The 16686-nt window shown below is 61.1% G+C and carries 18 protein-coding genes and 2 tRNA genes; 15 read left to right on the top strand and 5 right to left on the bottom strand.

Annotated elements, in window-relative coordinates:
- Positions 1-6 precede the first annotated feature (6 nt).
- Positions 7-411, top strand: a complete 405-nt coding sequence (rsfS, locus tag LDN90_RS14170; protein WP_216925495.1) for a ribosome silencing factor — start codon at positions 7-9, stop codon at positions 409-411.
- Between the two features lie 116 nt (positions 412-527).
- A tRNA-Ala gene (locus tag LDN90_RS14165) sits at positions 528-600 on the top strand.
- Positions 601-665: 65 nt separating this feature from the next.
- Here the strand turns inward: LDN90_RS14165 and LDN90_RS14160 are convergent.
- Entirely contained in the window at positions 666-1256 is a 591-nt protein-coding gene (locus tag LDN90_RS14160) for a ScbR family autoregulator-binding transcription factor (RefSeq protein WP_216925496.1), read from the bottom strand.
- Positions 1257-1647: 391 nt separating this feature from the next.
- On the opposite strand from LDN90_RS14160, the gene LDN90_RS14155 reads away from it, so the two are divergent.
- Positions 1648-1720, top strand: a tRNA-Ala gene (locus LDN90_RS14155).
- Positions 1721-1806: 86 nt separating this feature from the next.
- On the opposite strand, the gene LDN90_RS14150 is transcribed toward LDN90_RS14155, so the two are convergent.
- A complete protein-coding gene (locus LDN90_RS14150; RefSeq protein WP_216925497.1) occupies positions 1807-2184 on the bottom strand; it encodes a cupin domain-containing protein in 378 nt (125 codons plus the stop codon).
- A gap of 251 nt (positions 2185-2435) precedes the next feature.
- Here LDN90_RS14150 and LDN90_RS14145 point away from each other — a divergent pair, with 251 nt between their 5' ends.
- From LDN90_RS14145 to LDN90_RS14125, 5 genes are all read left to right on the top strand, one after another.
- Complete coding sequence (locus LDN90_RS14145) at positions 2436-3566, top strand: methyltransferase (protein WP_223946241.1); 1131 nt, start codon at positions 2436-2438, stop codon at positions 3564-3566.
- A gap of 209 nt (positions 3567-3775) precedes the next feature.
- Positions 3776-4975: an ROK family transcriptional regulator gene (locus tag LDN90_RS14140; protein WP_223946240.1), complete on the top strand. Its 1200-nt coding sequence runs from the start codon at positions 3776-3778 to the stop codon at positions 4973-4975.
- Between the two features lie 44 nt (positions 4976-5019).
- A complete protein-coding gene (locus tag LDN90_RS14135) occupies positions 5020-6363 on the top strand; it encodes an extracellular solute-binding protein (RefSeq protein WP_223946239.1) in 1344 nt (447 codons plus the stop codon).
- Between the two features lie 24 nt (positions 6364-6387).
- Positions 6388-7257: a sugar ABC transporter permease gene (locus LDN90_RS14130; RefSeq protein ID WP_216925501.1), complete on the top strand. Its 870-nt coding sequence runs from the start codon at positions 6388-6390 to the stop codon at positions 7255-7257.
- Entirely contained in the window at positions 7257-8072 is an 816-nt protein-coding gene (locus LDN90_RS14125; protein ID WP_216925648.1) for a carbohydrate ABC transporter permease, read from the top strand. Before LDN90_RS14130 ends, LDN90_RS14125 begins: the two co-directional genes overlap by 1 nt.
- Here the strand turns inward: LDN90_RS14125 and LDN90_RS14120 are convergent.
- The gene (locus LDN90_RS14120; protein ID WP_216925502.1) at positions 8069-8302 is read right to left on the bottom strand and encodes a hypothetical protein; all 234 of its coding nucleotides are present in this window, start codon (positions 8300-8302) and stop codon (positions 8069-8071) included. The two genes, LDN90_RS14125 and LDN90_RS14120, sit on opposite strands and share 4 nt — an antisense overlap.
- Before the next feature lie 76 nt (positions 8303-8378).
- On the opposite strand from LDN90_RS14120, the gene LDN90_RS14115 reads away from it, so the two are divergent.
- The 7 genes from LDN90_RS14115 to LDN90_RS14085 all read left to right on the top strand — a co-directional run bounded on the left by LDN90_RS14115 (position 8379) and on the right by LDN90_RS14085 (position 14839).
- The gene (locus LDN90_RS14115; RefSeq protein WP_223946238.1) at positions 8379-9386 is read left to right on the top strand and encodes a MoxR family ATPase; all 1008 of its coding nucleotides are present in this window, start codon (positions 8379-8381) and stop codon (positions 9384-9386) included.
- 10 nt (positions 9387-9396) lie between these two features.
- Positions 9397-10323, top strand: a complete 927-nt coding sequence (locus LDN90_RS14110) for a DUF58 domain-containing protein (protein WP_223946237.1) — start codon at positions 9397-9399, stop codon at positions 10321-10323.
- Entirely contained in the window at positions 10313-10783 is a 471-nt protein-coding gene (locus tag LDN90_RS14105) for a hypothetical protein (protein WP_223946236.1), read from the top strand. The genes LDN90_RS14110 and LDN90_RS14105 overlap by 11 nt, the downstream gene beginning before the upstream one ends.
- Positions 10774-11757, top strand: coding sequence for a VWA domain-containing protein (locus LDN90_RS14100; RefSeq protein WP_223946235.1), 984 nt, complete (start codon positions 10774-10776; stop codon positions 11755-11757). Before LDN90_RS14105 ends, LDN90_RS14100 begins: the two co-directional genes overlap by 10 nt.
- A complete protein-coding gene (locus tag LDN90_RS14095) occupies positions 11754-12776 on the top strand; it encodes a VWA domain-containing protein (RefSeq protein WP_223946234.1) in 1023 nt (340 codons plus the stop codon). The genes LDN90_RS14100 and LDN90_RS14095 overlap by 4 nt, the downstream gene beginning before the upstream one ends.
- Positions 12773-13483, top strand: a complete 711-nt coding sequence (locus LDN90_RS14090; RefSeq protein ID WP_223946233.1) for a hypothetical protein — start codon at positions 12773-12775, stop codon at positions 13481-13483. The genes LDN90_RS14095 and LDN90_RS14090 overlap by 4 nt, the downstream gene beginning before the upstream one ends.
- Before the next feature lie 390 nt (positions 13484-13873).
- Positions 13874-14839: a methylenetetrahydrofolate reductase gene (locus LDN90_RS14085; protein WP_223946232.1), complete on the top strand. Its 966-nt coding sequence runs from the start codon at positions 13874-13876 to the stop codon at positions 14837-14839.
- 52 nt (positions 14840-14891) lie between these two features.
- Here LDN90_RS14085 and LDN90_RS14080 read toward each other — a convergent pair whose 3' ends face one another.
- Together LDN90_RS14080 and LDN90_RS14075 are read right to left on the bottom strand one after the other, a co-directional pair.
- Positions 14892-15398, bottom strand: a complete 507-nt coding sequence (locus LDN90_RS14080) for a DUF2004 domain-containing protein (RefSeq protein ID WP_216925510.1) — start codon at positions 15396-15398, stop codon at positions 14892-14894.
- Positions 15399-15448: 50 nt separating this feature from the next.
- Positions 15449-16414 (bottom strand): LysR family transcriptional regulator, encoded by a 966-nt coding sequence (locus LDN90_RS14075; protein ID WP_216925511.1) that lies wholly within the window; start codon positions 16412-16414, stop codon positions 15449-15451.
- Positions 16415-16686: the final 272 nt, after the last annotated feature.

Below are 16686 nucleotides of genomic sequence, written 5' to 3'. Positions count from 1 at the left end.
AGTCCCGTGTCTGCACATGAACAATCCATCACCCTCGCCCGTCACGCCGCGCGTGCCGCGGCCGACAAACTGGCAGAAGACATCGTTGCCCTCGATGTCAGCGAACGCCTCGCCTTGACTGACGTCTTCCTGATTGCCTCTGCGCCCACAGAACGCCAGGTCAACGCAATCGTTGATGGCATCGAGGAAGAACTGATGAAGCAGGACCTTCGCCCGGTTCGTCGGGAAGGCCGTTCCGAAGGCCGCTGGGTGCTCTTGGACTACGCGGACATCGTCATCCACGTCCAGCACGCAGAGGACCGTGTTTTCTACGCCCTGGAGCGCCTTTGGAAGGACTGCCCCGTAGTTGACCTTGAACTGGGGGATGACGCCTCGGCAAAGGCCGCGCCAGCGGGGGAATCAGAGCTCTAAACATAGGCTGGCATCCGAATATGCCCGATTTGGAATTTTCGGAAACGCTGTTCTAAGATATTTGAGTTGCTTCGGCGCGGATGGCTGGAAAGTCGATCGTGAAGCAGCAAGAATATGGGGCTGTGGCGCAGCTGGTAGCGCACCTGCATGGCATGCAGGGGGTCAGGGGTTCGAGTCCCCTCAGCTCCACTCTTGAGGTTCTGCCCTTCTTCGTGATGAAGAAGGGCAGACCCTTTTTTGCGTGCGGCCTCGCCCTAGTTGTCAGCGCCCGCTTCGATTGCCGGACGCATAAATTCCCACATTTCGTCGATGCGGCGAAGTACGTCCGTGCGTGCAGTGAGGACGTTGGAAACCATCTGGACTCCGGTGAAGGAAGCAACCAGGTAGCGGGCAAAGGCGGCAGGATCCAGCGTGGTCCGGACTGCCCCCTCGACTTGGGCTTGGCGGAGCAGTTCCTCCACGGTGTCAATCCAGTCCTGATAGGGGCCGGAGATATCGGCGTCAAATGCGGATGCTTCGAATGTCAGTCGGATCCCAGCTTGGACAATTGCTTCGTCCAGTAGTTGCCGGCCGAACATCCTGCAGAGGCCAATGATTTTGTCCATGGCCGGAATGCTTGAGCCTACGATGCCTGCACCGGCCGCCAGGACCAGGGCATGTTGCTCCTCGATGACTGCCAAAGCCAGCTCCCGCTTGGACGTGAAGTGGAAGTAAAGTGCTCCCTTGGTGACTCCGGCACGCTTGGTGATGTCGCTCAGGCTTGCGTTGCCGTACCCAACTTCTGCGAAGACATGGGCGGCGCCTTCAATAACGGAAAGGCGGGTGTCTTTCGCACGTTGCTGCATGGGCGGTGGGGGAGCCTCTCGCTTGTTCCGGTGTGGGACGGCCAGCAGAAACGCGCCGCCGGACCCCACAACGCTACCACCGTGCTTAAATTTCAGCGCGTAAAACCGACTGGACGGTTTGGTTTATCCTTCCCGTGATTCTAGACTTCAAGAGGAGTCGCACAGGCGGGGGCTTGATGTGACTCCCGCGCAGCCGATTGGGGGGAGGTGCGGTGGAGCTATCCAGCGCACCCCGGCTGCGAGGTTACGGGTTTGAGTAGGACAGAAATGCCCACTGATGCCCGTGATGGGGATCACGCTCCTCTGATTTCGCTTCTCAGGGGAATGTGGTTAGTATTGACGAGTTGCTTCGGCGGGAAGGGAAATCTTCCTCCTGAAATCAACGAGATCCGGGGCTGTGGCGCAGCTGGTAGCGCACCTGCATGGCATGCAGGGGGTCAGGGGTTCGAGTCCCCTCAGCTCCACTTCGGATAAAAGACCCCGCTCAGGTGAGCGGGGTCTTTTGCTTTCTGGTCCCTCGGCGGGATTCGTGGGTTAGCTGGACGGATTCCTATTCCGGGCGGACGGCGAACTCGGCTGCACTGAGGAATTCGATGCCTTGGAAGGGCTGATCGCCTACCACCCGGGCATGGTGTCCCGGTGGAATCGAATAGGAGTCGCCGCTGGAGATGCTGATCTGTGCGCCATCATTGGTTTCCACCTCAATGGAGCCGGAGACGCAGAAGCCTACATGGCTGAGTTGGCAGGAGTCGGTTCCGACTACGGGTTTGATGCAGTCGTCCCAGGTCCAGCCGGGTTCAAAGGTAGTCCGGCCGATTGTGTAATCTCCGACAGTGACGACTTCCACCGTCGTCTTGTCCGGGCTGCGCGTTTCGTCGGGAGAGTTGTGTGATTTCACTTGGAGTTGCGTGACAACATTGACACTCATGGTTTGCTCTCAGGGAAGGGAACCGGTTAAGTGTGGTCCCGGGGCCTGGCTCGTCGGTTGGGCGGGACCGGTGCCTGCTGCCGTCAGGGTATGGGTCCGCCATCCGACGCGACAACAGGTGCTTGGCATGCTGCATCATCCACATTCCTCCGAAGGCAGCACGAAGTCGAGACACTAAAGCGAACGAATTTCTTACGAGGTCTGCATAAGCCGCCCGGGAAATTTGACAAGGGAAAGCGAGAAACAGGATCGTGACCGCAAAGCAGTTGGAGTCACTGTTCGACGCGCTGCGCAGGTTCCCCGATGTCGAGGCGGAGAATCTTCAGGCTTACGACGCCACGGACAGGCTGTTGCTGCAGATGGCGTCGGACCACATCCTGCCCGAAACCGACGCTGTCGTCATTGGCGACCGGTACGGCGCCCTGACGCTGGGCGCTTTGCTGGGGACCGGCGTCGGGCACGTCCGCGTTAACCAGGATCTCTACACCGGCAGGCTTGCGCTGCAGCGCAATGCGGAAGCAGCTGGCCTGCAGGGACGGTTCAGTTCCCACGAATTGGGCGCTGAACTCTTGGAGGGCGCCAATCTGGTGCTCATGCAGTTGCCGAAATCGCTGGCTGAGCTGGAGGAAAACGCCGACGCCGTTGCCCGCTATGCAGCGCCGGATGCGGTCCTGCTCGCAGGGGGTCGCGTCAAGCACATGTCCCTGGGTATGAACAAAGTGCTGGACCGTTATTTCTCTTCTGTCCAACCGCAACTTGCCCGGCAGAAGTCCCGGGTACTGGTAGCCAGCAATCCCAAACCGGTTTCCAGCGAGCCTCCCTACCCTGTTGTGGAGCAGCTGCAGGAATTGGGGATCACGGTTTGTGCTCATGGTGCTGCATTTTCGGGTGCACGCCTTGACATCGGAACCCGTTACCTCCTGAGCTTCCTGGACCGGATGCCTGAAGCGCGACGCGTTGTGGATCTGGGGTGTGGGACCGGCATTCTTGCCACGATGTTTGCCCGACACCAGCCGGGGGCGAGCCTGGTGGCAAGTGATCAGTCGGCGGCGGCTGTCGCATCGGCTATAGCCACGGCAGCTGCCAACGGACTGGAATCCCGGATGTCCGTGATCCACGACGACGCCCTGTCGACGTTTGAAGCAGGCAGCGCGGATCTCGTCCTGTTGAATCCACCTTTCCATCTTGGAGCAAGCGTGCATGCCGGCGCTGCCCTGAAGATGTTCGAAGCGGCCGCCCGCGTTCTCGCGCCCGGCGGCGAGCTGTGGACCGTGTACAACAGCCACCTGCAATACAGGCCCACCCTTGAGCGGCTCATAGGTCCCACCGTGGAGGAAGGCCGGAACCCGAAGTTCACAGTGACGCGGAGTCGTCGTGGATGAGCCGGTCCGGCGCTTCCAGACAGGAATTTAGTCTCATCGTTACCAACCCCTGACACCGTTGCCTGCGTGTGCGCATACCCGTGTGAGCATGGGTATCGTACGATTCAGACAAAGACGAAGTACGATGATGTTTTTTCGAAAATTACTTAGGGGAATCAGTGACTGAGATCCGGCAGCCCACACCGAGGCGCGGAACGAATCTACCCCGCATGGGTGACTTTAATCTGACGGTCATTCTGGAGGCGATCCGGAGGTCCTCGGGTGGGCTCAGCCGTGTTGAACTAGCGCAGATTGTTGGCCTGTCCCCCCAGACAATCTCCAATATTTCCCGTCGCCTGCTTGACCAGCACTTGATCGTGGAGGCTGGCAAAGAGGGTACTGGCCCAGGAAAGCCGCGGACCATCCTGCGGCTGAACCCATCGGGCATGTATGCGGTGGGCGTCCATCTTGACCCGGCAGTCATCACGTTCGTCGTCCTGGACCTCCTTGGCGATGTCGTCAGGCACTCGCGGATGGCTACTCCCGGTGGTGACCCTGCGGCGGTGATCACGAGCATCGCCCAGCAGATCAAGGTCCTCATTGAGGAATCGGGCGTGGATGCATCCAAGATCGCGGGGCTCGGCGTAGCCGTCCCGGGCCCGATCGACCTCGATGAAGGTTCCGTTGTGGAGCCGCCGCTGTTGACTCGGTGGAATCGCGTGCGTATCCGGGAAGCCCTCACGGAGGCCACCGGGCTGGAGACGCTGGTGGACAAGGACGTAACGAGTGCCGCAGTGGCCGAAACCTGGGCCGGCGGGGCCAGCGGTGCGGGCAGTTTCGTCTTCATGTACATGGGCACGGGTATCGGTTGCGGCATTGTCCTGAACGATGAAGTGGTCCGTGGAACGTCCGGTAACGCGGGCGAAATCGGCCATATCATCGTTGATCCGACGGGGCCCCAGTGTGACTGCGGGCTCCGTGGTTGTGTGAAATCCTCGTGTATTCCTCAGGTCCTGGTTGCTGAGGCGGAGGCGGCCGGTGTGCTTGACAGCCATGGCGAGGATGCAGATGGGCCGCAGGTCCAGGAACGTTACGCCTTGTTGTGCGACAAAGCCGACGCCGGCGATGAAAAAGCCATTGCCATCCTTGATAAGTCAGCCACCCTCGTGGCCCGTGCTGTCTCGGTGGTGACCAACACCCTGGACGTGGAACGCGTTGTTTTCGGCGGTCCTTTCTGGGGGCGGATGTCAACGTACTTCCTGGAGCGTGTTCCGGCCCTCATCGCTGAAAACAGTGCGGCCCGCATGATCCACGGTATTGAAGTTGTGGGTTCCGGAGTGGGTGAGGACGTGGGCGCCATTGGTGCGGCATGCCTCGTGCTGGAGCACACGCTGGCACCACGCGCCCAACGGCTCCTGCTGGAGGGCTAATTACTCAGCCACGTTGACTCGATTGGAGCAAAATGCGCCGCCCAATGAGGTTTGCCACCGTCCTTCCCGTCGTAGCTGCTCTTCTCGCTGCAACCGCTTGTTCCTCGACGCCGCCTGCTGCCGAGAACAAGACCTTGAAGATCGTCTACCAGAAATCCGATTCGTTCACGGCCCTGGATACCGTCATGCAGGACGCCAAAAAGGAATTCGAGGCGGCCAACTCTTCGGTGACGGTTAACCTCGAACCGATCCAAGCCAACGACGACGACTACGGAACCAAGCTCGCCCTGGCCCAGCGTTCCCCGGACACCGCGCCGGATGTCTTCTATGAGGACACGTTCAAGGTGCGTTCCGACGTCGACGCCGGTTACCTCCTGAAGCTGGACAGCTATCTTGAAAAGTGGGACGACTGGTCCAGGTTCAACGAAGCCGCCAAAGCAGCAGGACGGGCCGACGACGGAGGTATTTACGCGGTGCCCCTCGGCACTGACACCCGTGCCATCTGGTACAACAAGGCAGTGCTGCAGAAGGCCGGAATTGCTGTTCCGTGGCAGCCCAAAACGTGGGAAGACATCCTGTCCACGGCACGTGCCATCAAAGCCTCGGACCCAAGCGTGATTCCCTTCAATATGTACGCCGGCAAGGGTACCGGCGAGGGCACCGTCATGCAGAGCTTCTACGAACTCCTCTACGGGACTGACAGCACGCTGTACGACGAAAAGGAAAAGAAGTGGGTGGTGGGCTCCCAGGGCTTTACTGACTCGCTGGCTTTCCTGAAGACCCTTTACGACGAAAAGCTTGCAGTGAGCCCGGCTGAAGCCCTCGACGCCAATGTCTGGAAGAAAGTCTTTGGCGAGTGGTTCCCGCAGGGCAAACTCGCGGCAACCGTGGAAGGCTCGTATACGCCGTCGTTCTGGCAAAAAGGCGGGGCCTATGAGTGGGCAGGCTACGAGCAGGAAATGGGTGTGGCCATGTTCCCCTCGCGGAACGGACAGGAGCCCGGCGGCGTCAGCATGTCCGGTGGATGGACCCTTGCAGTTGGTGCCAAGAGCAAGAACGCTGAGCTTGCGTTCAAGTTCCTCACCACCGCGCTGAACAAGAAGAATGCCCTGGCCTTTGACGTTAACAACTCCCAGATAGCGGTGCGAACGGATGTTGCAGCGGAATCGAGCTACCTTTCGGCGAATCCGTTCGTGAAGGACGTCTCGGAGTTGGTGAAGGTGACGCATTACCGCCCGGCTACCGCAGATTACCCAAGGATCTCGACGGCGGTCCAGGTAGCCACCGAGTCTGTAATCACTGGAAAGCAAAGCCCTGAAGATGCCGCAGCGGAGTATGACGCCACGGTGCGCAAGCTTGTTGGTGATGGCAAGGTGCTGGAGAGATGACATCAAAGAAATGACAGCAGGGAAATGACGATTCGCCGCTACCTGCGGCTGCTGCCGGTTGTTCCTTCCGTTCTCCTGCTGCTGGTGTTCCTGCTTGCCCCGGTGGCTTGGTCCTTCTATGCGTCCTTCACCAACGCCGCTCTTTCAGGCCGGGCAGCCCGGGATCCACAGTGGGTGGGGCTGGAGAACTACGTCCGGATGTTCAGCGATGACTCGTTTCCACTGGCGGCATGGCTGACTGTTGTTTTCGTCGCGGCCTCGGCCGTGCTCGGCCAGAATGTGCTCGGTCTACTCATCGCGCTGCTCATGAGGCGCTCACGTAAGGCAGTTTCCTCGTGGGTAGGAACGGCGGTGGTAGCAGCTTGGATACTCCCGGAAATCGTGGCCGCCTTCGCGGCCTATGCCTACTTCAACCGTGACGGCACACTGAATCAAATGCTGGCCCTCTTTGGCGGGAAGGGGCCGGACTGGCTGTACACGTTCCCGCTTGTCGCGATTATCCTGGCGAACACGTGGCGGGGAACGGCGTTCTCCATGCTTGTGTACAGGGCCGCCCTGGCGGACGTGCCACAGGATGTCTCGGAAGCTGCCTTGATGGATGGTGCGCAAGGCTGGCAGCGCCTGGCATTTATCACGTTGCCACTGATCAGGAGCAGCATCGCCACCAACCTGATGCTGATTACCCTGCAGACGTTGGCCGTGTTCACGCTTATTTGGGTGATGACAGCCGGTGGCCCAGCCAATGCCAGTACCACCCTGCCGGTGTTGGCCTACCAAGAGGCCTTCAAATTTGGGGATATCGGCTATGGCACGGCTGTTGCTTCGGTATTGATTGTGTTGGGAGTGGTCTTCGGCGCTGTCTATGTCCGCCTGCTCAGGGAGCAGAAGCCGTGATGTCCAGGCCGCGGATTGCGGCAGACATCGCTTTGGCCGTGATCGGTTTCTGCTTTGTGGCGCCATTGCTGTGGTTGCTGCTGGCCGCCGTCGATCCTCACGCCGGGTACCAGACAGCGGTGCCGTCGGCGCCTTCGATGGATAATTTTGGCGCGGTGTTCACTCCGGAATTGTTGTTCCAGCCCTTGACGAACAGTTTCCTTCTCTCGGCCGGAACAGCGGCGGTCAATCTGGTGGCAGCCGTCCTTGCTGCGTATCCGCTGTCCCGCTACCAGTCCAGGTTCAACAAGCCGTTCATGTACTCGGTGCTTTTCGGGACGTCGTTGCCAGTGACCGCCATTATGGTGCCCGTCTACGGGTTGTTCGTCCAGCTCCAGTTGCTCGATTCCATGATGGCCACCATATTCTTCATGGCTACAACCACGCTGCCCATGGCCATCTGGATGATGAAGAACTTCATGGACTCCGTTCCCTTGGAACTGGAGGAGGCGGCATGGATGGATGGTGCCTCAAGCATGGCGGCCTTGCGCACCATCGTGCTGCCGCTTATGAGGCAGGGCCTGGGCGTTGTATTCATCTTTGTTTTCATCCAGGCATGGGGAAACTTCTTCGTCCCCTTCATCCTCTTGCTCTCCACAGCCAAGCAACCAGCTGCGGTGTCCATCTTCAGCTTCTTTGGCCAGCATGGCGCCATAGCTTATGGGCAGCTGGCGGCGTTTTCCATCCTGTACTCAGTGCCGGTGCTGCTGCTGTACGTGCTGGTATCCCGGAGCGTGGGTAGCTCCTTCGCGTTGTCCGGCTCGGTAAAGGGCTAGTCGATGTCCTCGACTATTTCGCCGTAGGGTATCGACTCGTCCAGATGAGCCTGGTGTCCGGTGGGGCCTGCGTTGTACACAATCCGGACTCCGTGCCTTTGGTCTGCGGCGGACTGCAGCAGAACTGGACGGACGGCGTCGATGACGCGCTGGCTTTGGCCGTTGAGGTACTGCTCATAGCGGGCTGGTAGCTGAGGCATGGCAAAAGGATAGACCTCAGAAGCGCCCATGGGGAGAGCTCCCCATTGCGGGCTTGTTCAGGGGAGGCTTGGATAGAGTGGATTCACGCCAGCGAGGGGACCACGAGTGCTTCAGAACACAGCCACGACCGGAATCGATGCGCCGGACCTGGCCCGTGCCCAGCAGCTCGTCGGCAGCATTATCCGCAGCTTTGAGACCAAGGTGGTAGGCCAGTCGAGGCTGCAGGAGACGCTGATGATCGGCCTCCTGACCGGCGGACATGTACTTTTGGAGAGCGTTCCGGGTCTGGCCAAGACCACAGCAGCGCAAGCTCTCGCGGAGTCGGTAAGTGCGGATTTTCGCCGGATCCAGTGCACTCCGGACCTGTTGCCAAGCGACATCGCCGGCACCCAGATATTTGATGCAGCCAAAGGCACATTCGTCACCCAACTGGGACCCGTTCATGCGAACATTGTGCTCCTTGATGAGATCAACCGTTCCAGCGCCAAAACGCAGAGCGCCATGCTGGAGGCGATGCAGGAACGGCAGACGTCCATCGGTGGCGAGTCATATCCGCTGCCCGAGCCTTTCCTGGTGCTGGCAACGCAAAACCCGATTGAGCAGGAGGGAACCTACCGCCTTCCGGAAGCACAGATGGATCGCTTCATGCTCAAGGACGTCCTGGACTATCCGAGCCCGGCGGAGGAAGCCGAAGTCATCAGGCGGATAGATGCCGGGGTGTACAGCGCAGCGCAGAAGCCCCCGGCAGCCGCTTCCCTGGACGCCATCGTCCAGGTGCAGGAACTCGTCAAGAGGGTTTACGTTGATCCTGCCATCATCAGGTACATCGTTGGCCTGGCCTATGTGACGCGCAACGCCTCACAATATCTGGAGCCTCGTTTGGCCAACCTCATTGAGTTCGGTGCAAGTCCGCGGGCCAGCATTGCCTTCAGCCAGGCTGCGAGGGCATTGGCACTCCTAAGCGGGCGGGACCATGTCATCCCGGAAGACGTCAAGAAACTGGCCCACAGGATCCTGCGCCACAGAATCTTGCTCGGGTTCGATGCCGTGGTTGAAGGGATCCCCGTGGAAACCATCATTGATGCGGTGCTCGCGTCCGTGCAGACGCCGTAACGGTCACCGGATGCCCAGCCTCCTCCGACGCGTGAAGTCGAAGATGTTCATCTTCGCCCATCGCAGGACCCTCACCCTGTTGGATGGCGAATACGGTTCTGTCTTCAAGGGCCGCAGCCTGGACTTTGACGAATTGCGCTCGTACGTACCTGGCGACGAAGTCAGGGACATTGATTGGAAAGCCACTGCCCGCCACGGATCACCGCTGGTCAAACGCTACGTGGCCGTCCGCCGTCACTCGGTGCTGCTGCTCGTGGACGCAGGACGGAACATGGCAGCCCACGCCGCCTCCGGTGAATCCAAAAAAGACATTGCCGTTGACGCTGCCGGCGTGCTGGGCTATCTCGCCTGCAGGCACGGGGACGACGTCGGACTCCTGCACGGCTCGGCCCTCACCTCTCGCTACCTCCCGCCCCAAAGCGGTGAACAGCACCTGGAGCGGCTGCTCCGGGAAGTGGAGGCCGGCATTTCCCTGGATGGGCCGGCGAGCGCCATCACAGCGCAACTCGACTACGCGCTGAGGTACTTGAAAGGCCGCCTGCTCATTGCCGTTCTCGCCGATGAGTTTAGGCCCGACGCCCACACCGAAATGCTACTCCGGCGCCTGAGGGCCCGGCACGAAGTCCTCTGGCTCACTATCCTCGACGCCCGCATGGCAAGGGAACCGGGGAACCCGGCGCCTACGCAGGAGGCCAGCTTCGACGTCGGGAACGGCCAGCGGATCCCTGCGCTGGTGGCGGGGAACAGCGTTGTTCGTGCGGCATACGCCACCGCAATGCGAAAACGTGAGGAGGAGCGCAGCGTCTTCTTCCGCAGGCTCGGCATTGCTGAGCAGTCGGTTGGCGCCACGGGCGACGTCCTCACGGCGGTGTTCGCGCTCCTGGAGAAGCACCGCTCGGGCGCGAAGTCCGCCAAGGATAGCAACCGTGCAGGATAACGCCGGCTTCTACGCGCCCCTTCAATACCAGCAGCTGTGGCTATGGCTGGGCTTGGTGCTGCTGCTGCTCGTAGCATGCTGGTACGGATGGATCCTGTGGCCTGTTCGCAAAGCAGCACCAAAGACACCGGCAGGCGCGCACGGGACGTCACACGATCTGGAAACGTTGCGGGCCAGCTGCCTGTCAGCAATAGATACCCTCGAAAGGGAGGCCGACGCCGGCCGCCTCCCCGGGCGCGACGCCCACCAGCGACTCAGCCTCCTCGTGCGGGAATTTGCGGGTGCAGCCACAGGCCTTCCGGCCACTTCCATGACACTGGAGGAATTGCGCCGCAACGGACTGGATCAGTTCGCCGTGGGTATCGCCTTGATCTACCCCAACGAATTTGCGCCCGTAGCCATGCAATCCGTTCGGGACTCCGCAAACACCGCACGCCAGGTGGTGCGGGCGTGGAACTGACTTACTGGTGGATTCTTCCCCTTGCTGCCCTGGCACTGGTGATTGCCGCCCGACTGTTGATCCGGCGTCGGCCGCAGACGGGCAGGCCAGTGGCACACGGCGAGCGCCTCACCGACCTTCCCGAGTACCAAAACGTGCTGCGGCGGTACAAGGCCACATTGGTCCTCGCCGTGGCCTTGGGTGCATTGTTTCTGGCGGCCACAGCCACAGCCGCTGCAAGACCTGCCCAGCGCACCACAGAGCAGCCCGAAATCCGGAACCGGGACATCATCCTCTGCCTGGATGTTTCAGGATCCATGACCAGTACGGACGCCGCCATCGCCAAAGTGTTCCAGGAACTCGCCCGGCAATTCGATGGCGAGCGCATCGGCATGGTGATCTTCGATAGCAGCAGCGTCCAACTGTTCCCGCTGACAGACGACTACGACTATGCGGCCGAACAGCTCACCGCAGCCCAGAAGGCCCTGGACAGCGGGGCAGGATCCTTCTTCGACGGGACATGGAACGGGGGAGGATCCTCCCTGATCGGCGACGGCCTGGCATCCTGCGTGCAAGGCTTCCCGGATGTTGACGCGGAGGCCGGCAACGCCAAGCGCTCGCGGTCTGTTGTGCTGGCGACTGACAACTTCCTCTCAGGGGACCCCATCTTCACCCTGCAGCAGGCCGGGGAGCTGGCCCGGAGCAAGAACGTCAAGGTGTATGCATTGAACCCCGGCGACTTTGACTACGGAGATCAAGCTGATCAGCCTGGTGGCCAACTCAAGGCGGTTGCCGAAGGAACGGGCGGCACCTACTTCGCTCTGGACAGTCCTGATGCGGTGCCAGGGATAGTCCAGAAAGTGCAGGAGACCGAGGCCAGCAGCTACCTGGCCGCGCCCCAGGTTGTAGTGAGCGATAGCCCGGCGCTGCCGCTTGGGATTGCGCTGCTGGCAGGTGCCGGAATGGTGATCCTGGCATGGAGGCTGAACCCGTGACACTTCTGCCAATTGTTCCGTGGGCGCTCCTCGCTGCCATAGGCGCCGGGATCATAGCCCTCACCCTGTGGGCTATCGTTCGCGGGCCGGTCCCCGGCAGCACCGGACCAAAAGGGTCGGTGCGGCCAGCCGCCGTCCGGGGCGCCGCCGTCGTGCTTCTGGTCCTTGCCGCACTACGACCTGGGTGGCCCGGCAGCGAGGCAAGGACCGCCCTCGCGGACGTGGACGTCTTCTTCGTTGTCGATACCAGCACCAGCATGGCCGCCGAGGACTACAACGGCACAGGCACCCGCTTGTCAGGGGCGACGAGCGACGTGATGGCCATCGCCAAGGAACTAGCGGGCGCCAGGTTTTCCCTCATCACTTTCGACAACAAGGCGACCGTCCGCATGCCGTTGAGCCAGGATGCCACCGCGCTGCAAACCGCTATGACAACAGTGCAGCCGCAAAACCCGCGGTACGCCAACGGCAGCAGCGTTACGGGTGCGGGAGCGTTGCTCAAAGACAGGCTCGCGGCCGCCCGGGAGCAGCACCCAGGACGTCCAGCATTAGTGTTCTACGCCGGGGACGGCGAGAACACGGCCGCCGAGGCACCAGTGCCGCTGCCGGTGGATGCGAACAGCGTCAGCGGGGGAGCGGTGCTCGGTTACGGCACCGGGCAGGGCGGCCGGATGAAGGACACCTCGGACACCGAAGCCCGGTATCTGCAGGACAAGGGCTCGGGCGAGGATGCAGTGTCCAGGATCGACGAAGGGCAACTGCAAAACATCGCAAGCCAACTCCAGGTCCCATACGTCCACCGGACCGGGAGCCAACCCTCGGCTGACATGCTTGCCAAAGCCCAGCCCGGAGCCCTCACGCCTACCAACGACGACGGACCCGGCCGCGTGGAACTCTACTGGCTCCTGGCGCTCGCCGGATTCCTGCTGGCCCTTCACGAACCCGTGCGTCATCTCATCGCGCTGCGGGAAGTGCGGGGTCAAAGACTGCCCCCGAAAGCCAAGGAGCCACTGGCGTGAACAATGTTCGACGCCGGAGACGCCGCCTCGCGCTGTGGTCCGCTCCACCGGCTCTGCTTGCGCTCGCCGTGGCAGCGAAACTCCTGAGCGTGGGTCCCTTGGGTGGCTACGCTGCACGTGCCTTCGAAACCTCCGATCAGGATGGCGCAGCCAGGGCCGCTTCCTGGCTGCTGGTTGCAAACTTGTTCGAGCCGCACAAAGCCTACTTTGCGTCCGGCGACGCCCATGTTCTAGCAGGCGACTTCACTGCGGCGCGGAAGGACTTCGAGGCGGCGTTGGATGCCGGCGCCGGCCAGGATGAATGCCAGGTGCGGGTCAATCTGGTGTTGAGCGTCGAGAAACTGGGTGATGCTGCCCTGTCGGCAGGCAGTAAGCCGACGGCAGCCACGTTGTTTCGTGAAGCGTTGGACGTCATCGAGTCCTCACCTGCCCAGTGTGCGCAGGAAGGTCCCGGAAATTCGTCCGGAGAGGGGAAGGCCCTGGATTCAGCTGCTGATCGGCTTAAAGCCAAGATGGCTTCGGGCTCCGACGGAAGGGCCGATGCGGAGAAGCCAGCCAAGGATACGCCGCCTGACCAACAGCAGGAGCAACTCCAGAAGCTGGGAAAGAACGCGCAAGAGGCCCAACGGGAGCGGGCAGAAGGGCAGGAACGCGAGGAGTATCTACGCAGCCCCGGGAATGAGTCCGGCGTAGACAAGCCCTGGTGAAGCTTTCACCTGCAGGAGGATTTCCACTGCAGATCGCCTTTCGGCGAACAAAGTTCACAGATCCATCTTCACGGATCGTAAAACCGCGTCTTAATTCGGTGGTCGAGTTGAACCGCCCGGCGCCCACGACCTACAGTCGTAAACAAGTTACCGCGGTAACGTGTCAGCGATCCTCCGTTGGATCCGCCCCGCAAGGGCGGTGAGGAGGGTGTGGGTGCCCCCATGTGGGCCTGACATTTGCACACGGAAAGCTTCATTCGAGGCGTACCAGTCGCTGCTGCGTCCTGCTGGAGTTCTTTCGTGTATCCCAAACTCAATTCATCGATCATGCAATCAATGGTTTCCTTGGATCCATGGGGTGACGTTCGATGACGAACAGCCAGGACGCAAATGTCGCCACCAAGCCTTGACCTACATTCCAACCCCGCCGGAGCGGCGCCCGTAGCACTTTCCTACGAGCTGTTTCCCCCTCGCTCCCCGGCGGCCGCAGAAACCCTGTGGACCACGATCCGTGAACTCGAAGCCACCGAGCCGGACTACGTCTCCGTGACGTACGGCGCCAGTGGATCCAACCGGGATACCGCCGTTGACCTCATCAACCGCCTCCTGCTCGAAACCACGCTTCGGCCTTTGGCCCACTTGACGTGTGTAGGCAACACACCGGCGGAACTGGCGGAGATCATTGGCGAGCTCCTGGACCACGGCGTCCGTGGCATCCTGGCACTGCGCGGGGATCTGCCCAAGGAAGGAAGCCGGCCTGCCAGCGGCTCACTCAGGTATGCCCAGGATCTGATCGAACTGATCCGCCGCGTGGAGCAGCGTCGTTCAGCACTTCTTTGCGCCGGCAAGATCGCTGTCGGAGTGGCCGCGTACCCCACCAGGCATCCTGAATCGCCGAGTGTGGGACACGACGTCGAAGTTCTCCTGGCCAAGCAGCGTTCCGGTGCAGACTTCGCGATCACGCAGGTCTTCTTCCACGCGAACGAATACTCTGATCTGGTTACCCGTGCACGTCGGGCGGGGGTCACCATTCCGATCATCCCCGGTGTCATGCCGCTCACCAGTCTCCGGCGGCTGAAGCGCCTCGGTGAGCTAGCCGGCGTCGACCCTTCCGTGGAACTCGTGGAGCGCCTCGCTGCCGTGGACACTGAAGCAGAGTGTCGGCGGATCGGCGTCGCGGCCACCGTGGATCTTGCCAATGCAGCATTGGATGCCGGCGCACCGGGCATTCACTTGTACACCTTCAATGAGCACGCTGACGCCCTGGACGTGCTGGACAAGCTTGCGCTGCCGCGGCCATCCCGGCCGGCTGGCCGCGTAAGCACCATGGCCCTCCGCCAGGAATACGCAAGATAAACGCACCTGGCCGCTTCTCCCCGCCACCGTCTTGCGATTAAGGACGTGTCCTTCACGACTCCCAAAGGATTTCGTCGTCCACCACGCCGTCTTCATCGGCGGCCACTACCAGCAGCTCATCCGTGAAGTGCGAGCCGAGGGTGAAGTCCAGGACGAAGTAGCGCTCGGGCTGGCCAGGGTAGATGGCCACATGACCCAGTTTGAGGGCTTTGAGGAAGACGTCGTTGGTGAGCTGGGACTTGTCCCTGACCCCGAAAACCGATTCGAGCTGCTCTTCCTTGAGCTGGGAACTATGGAAATGCAGGAACTGCTGCGGGTTGGTGCCGTCCTGGTCAAGCTCATCGGCGATCATCTCCCGGACCTGGTCAACCAGCTCCGGCAGGAAGCGCAAACGATAGTCCACCTTGTGCATGGCAGCCTCGTCGAAGTGGTCCTGCGCCGTGACGTTGAGGTCCAGCTCAAGCTGATTGCCGCCGAGTTCGTGTTTGGTCACGAAGCAATGTTCACGCCCGTGATTGAGCTCGATCTCCCCAAAATGTGTGCTCGCTACCTTGCCCATGTGATCAATCTAACCCCAACATGGGGCCGGTTCCAGCAATTGGGAAGAATTCACCTCCGACGCTGCGGACCCTTGACAGGCGCTGATTTCAGGGGGTGCAAACCGCTCTTTTCGGAGGTGCCACGGAGGGTGTCGGCCAGGAGTTGCGTAAACAGTTGCACTTGCGCTGTGCGCTTTTCGTTGATGAGCAGCGCGAACACGTTTCGTGCCAGCCGGATGTCCGGGACGTCAAGGACCACGACGCCGGGTGGCCTGTTGCGCAACGCCAGTTCCGGTACCAGCGAAGCGCCCAGGCCAGCCGCGGTCATCTCCAGGCTGGCGTGGAAATCGTCACTGTAAGCCACGACGCGGGGATGCAGGTTGCAGCTGGCAAACAAGCGTTCGATCACCAGGGCGTCGCTGGTGCCCGGGTGGTGGATGATCCACGGCATGTCCGAGAGGTGCGCGGCCTCAATCTCGGCGTCCTCGCGGATTTTCCATGAAGCGGGCAGCACCACGCGGAAGTCGTCGTCGCCGATCCATTGCCGCTCCAGGGAATGTGGCCACGCCAATCCGGACTGTCCCACCTGGTACACGAGGGCGACGTCCAATTCTCCGCCACTGCGCAGTCCCTGGATGGTCTGCGCCGGCTCAGCGACTGATACCCGCAGCTCTATGCCCAGTCCGTTCCACCGCTCATTCCTGAGGATGTCCGGCAGCACATACGTGGCAAGGCTCGGGAAGATGCCGAGCCGCAATTCCTGGGCTGGCGCATCGTTGGTCCTTGATGCTGCCGCCATCAGTGCTTCGACGTCGGTCAGTACCTTGGACGCGTGCCGCGTCATGGTGACAGCCGCTTCGGTGGGAACGACGCTCCTCGCGGAACGCTGGAACAGTTCGACGCCGGTATCCCGTTCCAGCGCGGCCATCTGTTGGGAAACGGCGGAGGCTGTATAGCCAAGCTGCGCGGCCGCTGCAGCGAAGGAACCCAGTCGGGTGACCTCCAGCAGGGTCCTGAGATGGAGAAGATTGACCATCAGCAGATTTTAGCTGTTCGCCACGCCACATTTTCAAAGTGTCACGACACGCCGGAACCCGGCGACACGCTGGAGATTAAATGTGGCTAAGTAGTCCACAGGGTGTGGATTTCATCTCTCACTTTGGCGGAATCACGGACATTTTGAGGCACCTGCCCTGTGGACGAGCGGTGGATTGAATGACATACTTGTAATACATCATCTTGGGGTCCCGGCGAGGCGCTTGCACTACATGTAGTATCGGTTTACGGATTGAGCGGGAAACCAGCACA

It is taken from the genome of Arthrobacter sp. NtRootA1 (genome assembly GCF_019976975.1).
In the GTDB taxonomy this organism is placed as follows: domain Bacteria; phylum Actinomycetota; class Actinomycetes; order Actinomycetales; family Micrococcaceae; genus Arthrobacter; species Arthrobacter aromaticivorans.
The sequence above is the reverse complement of the archived record's forward strand: the minus strand, read 5'-3'. Positions and strand labels throughout refer to the sequence as shown.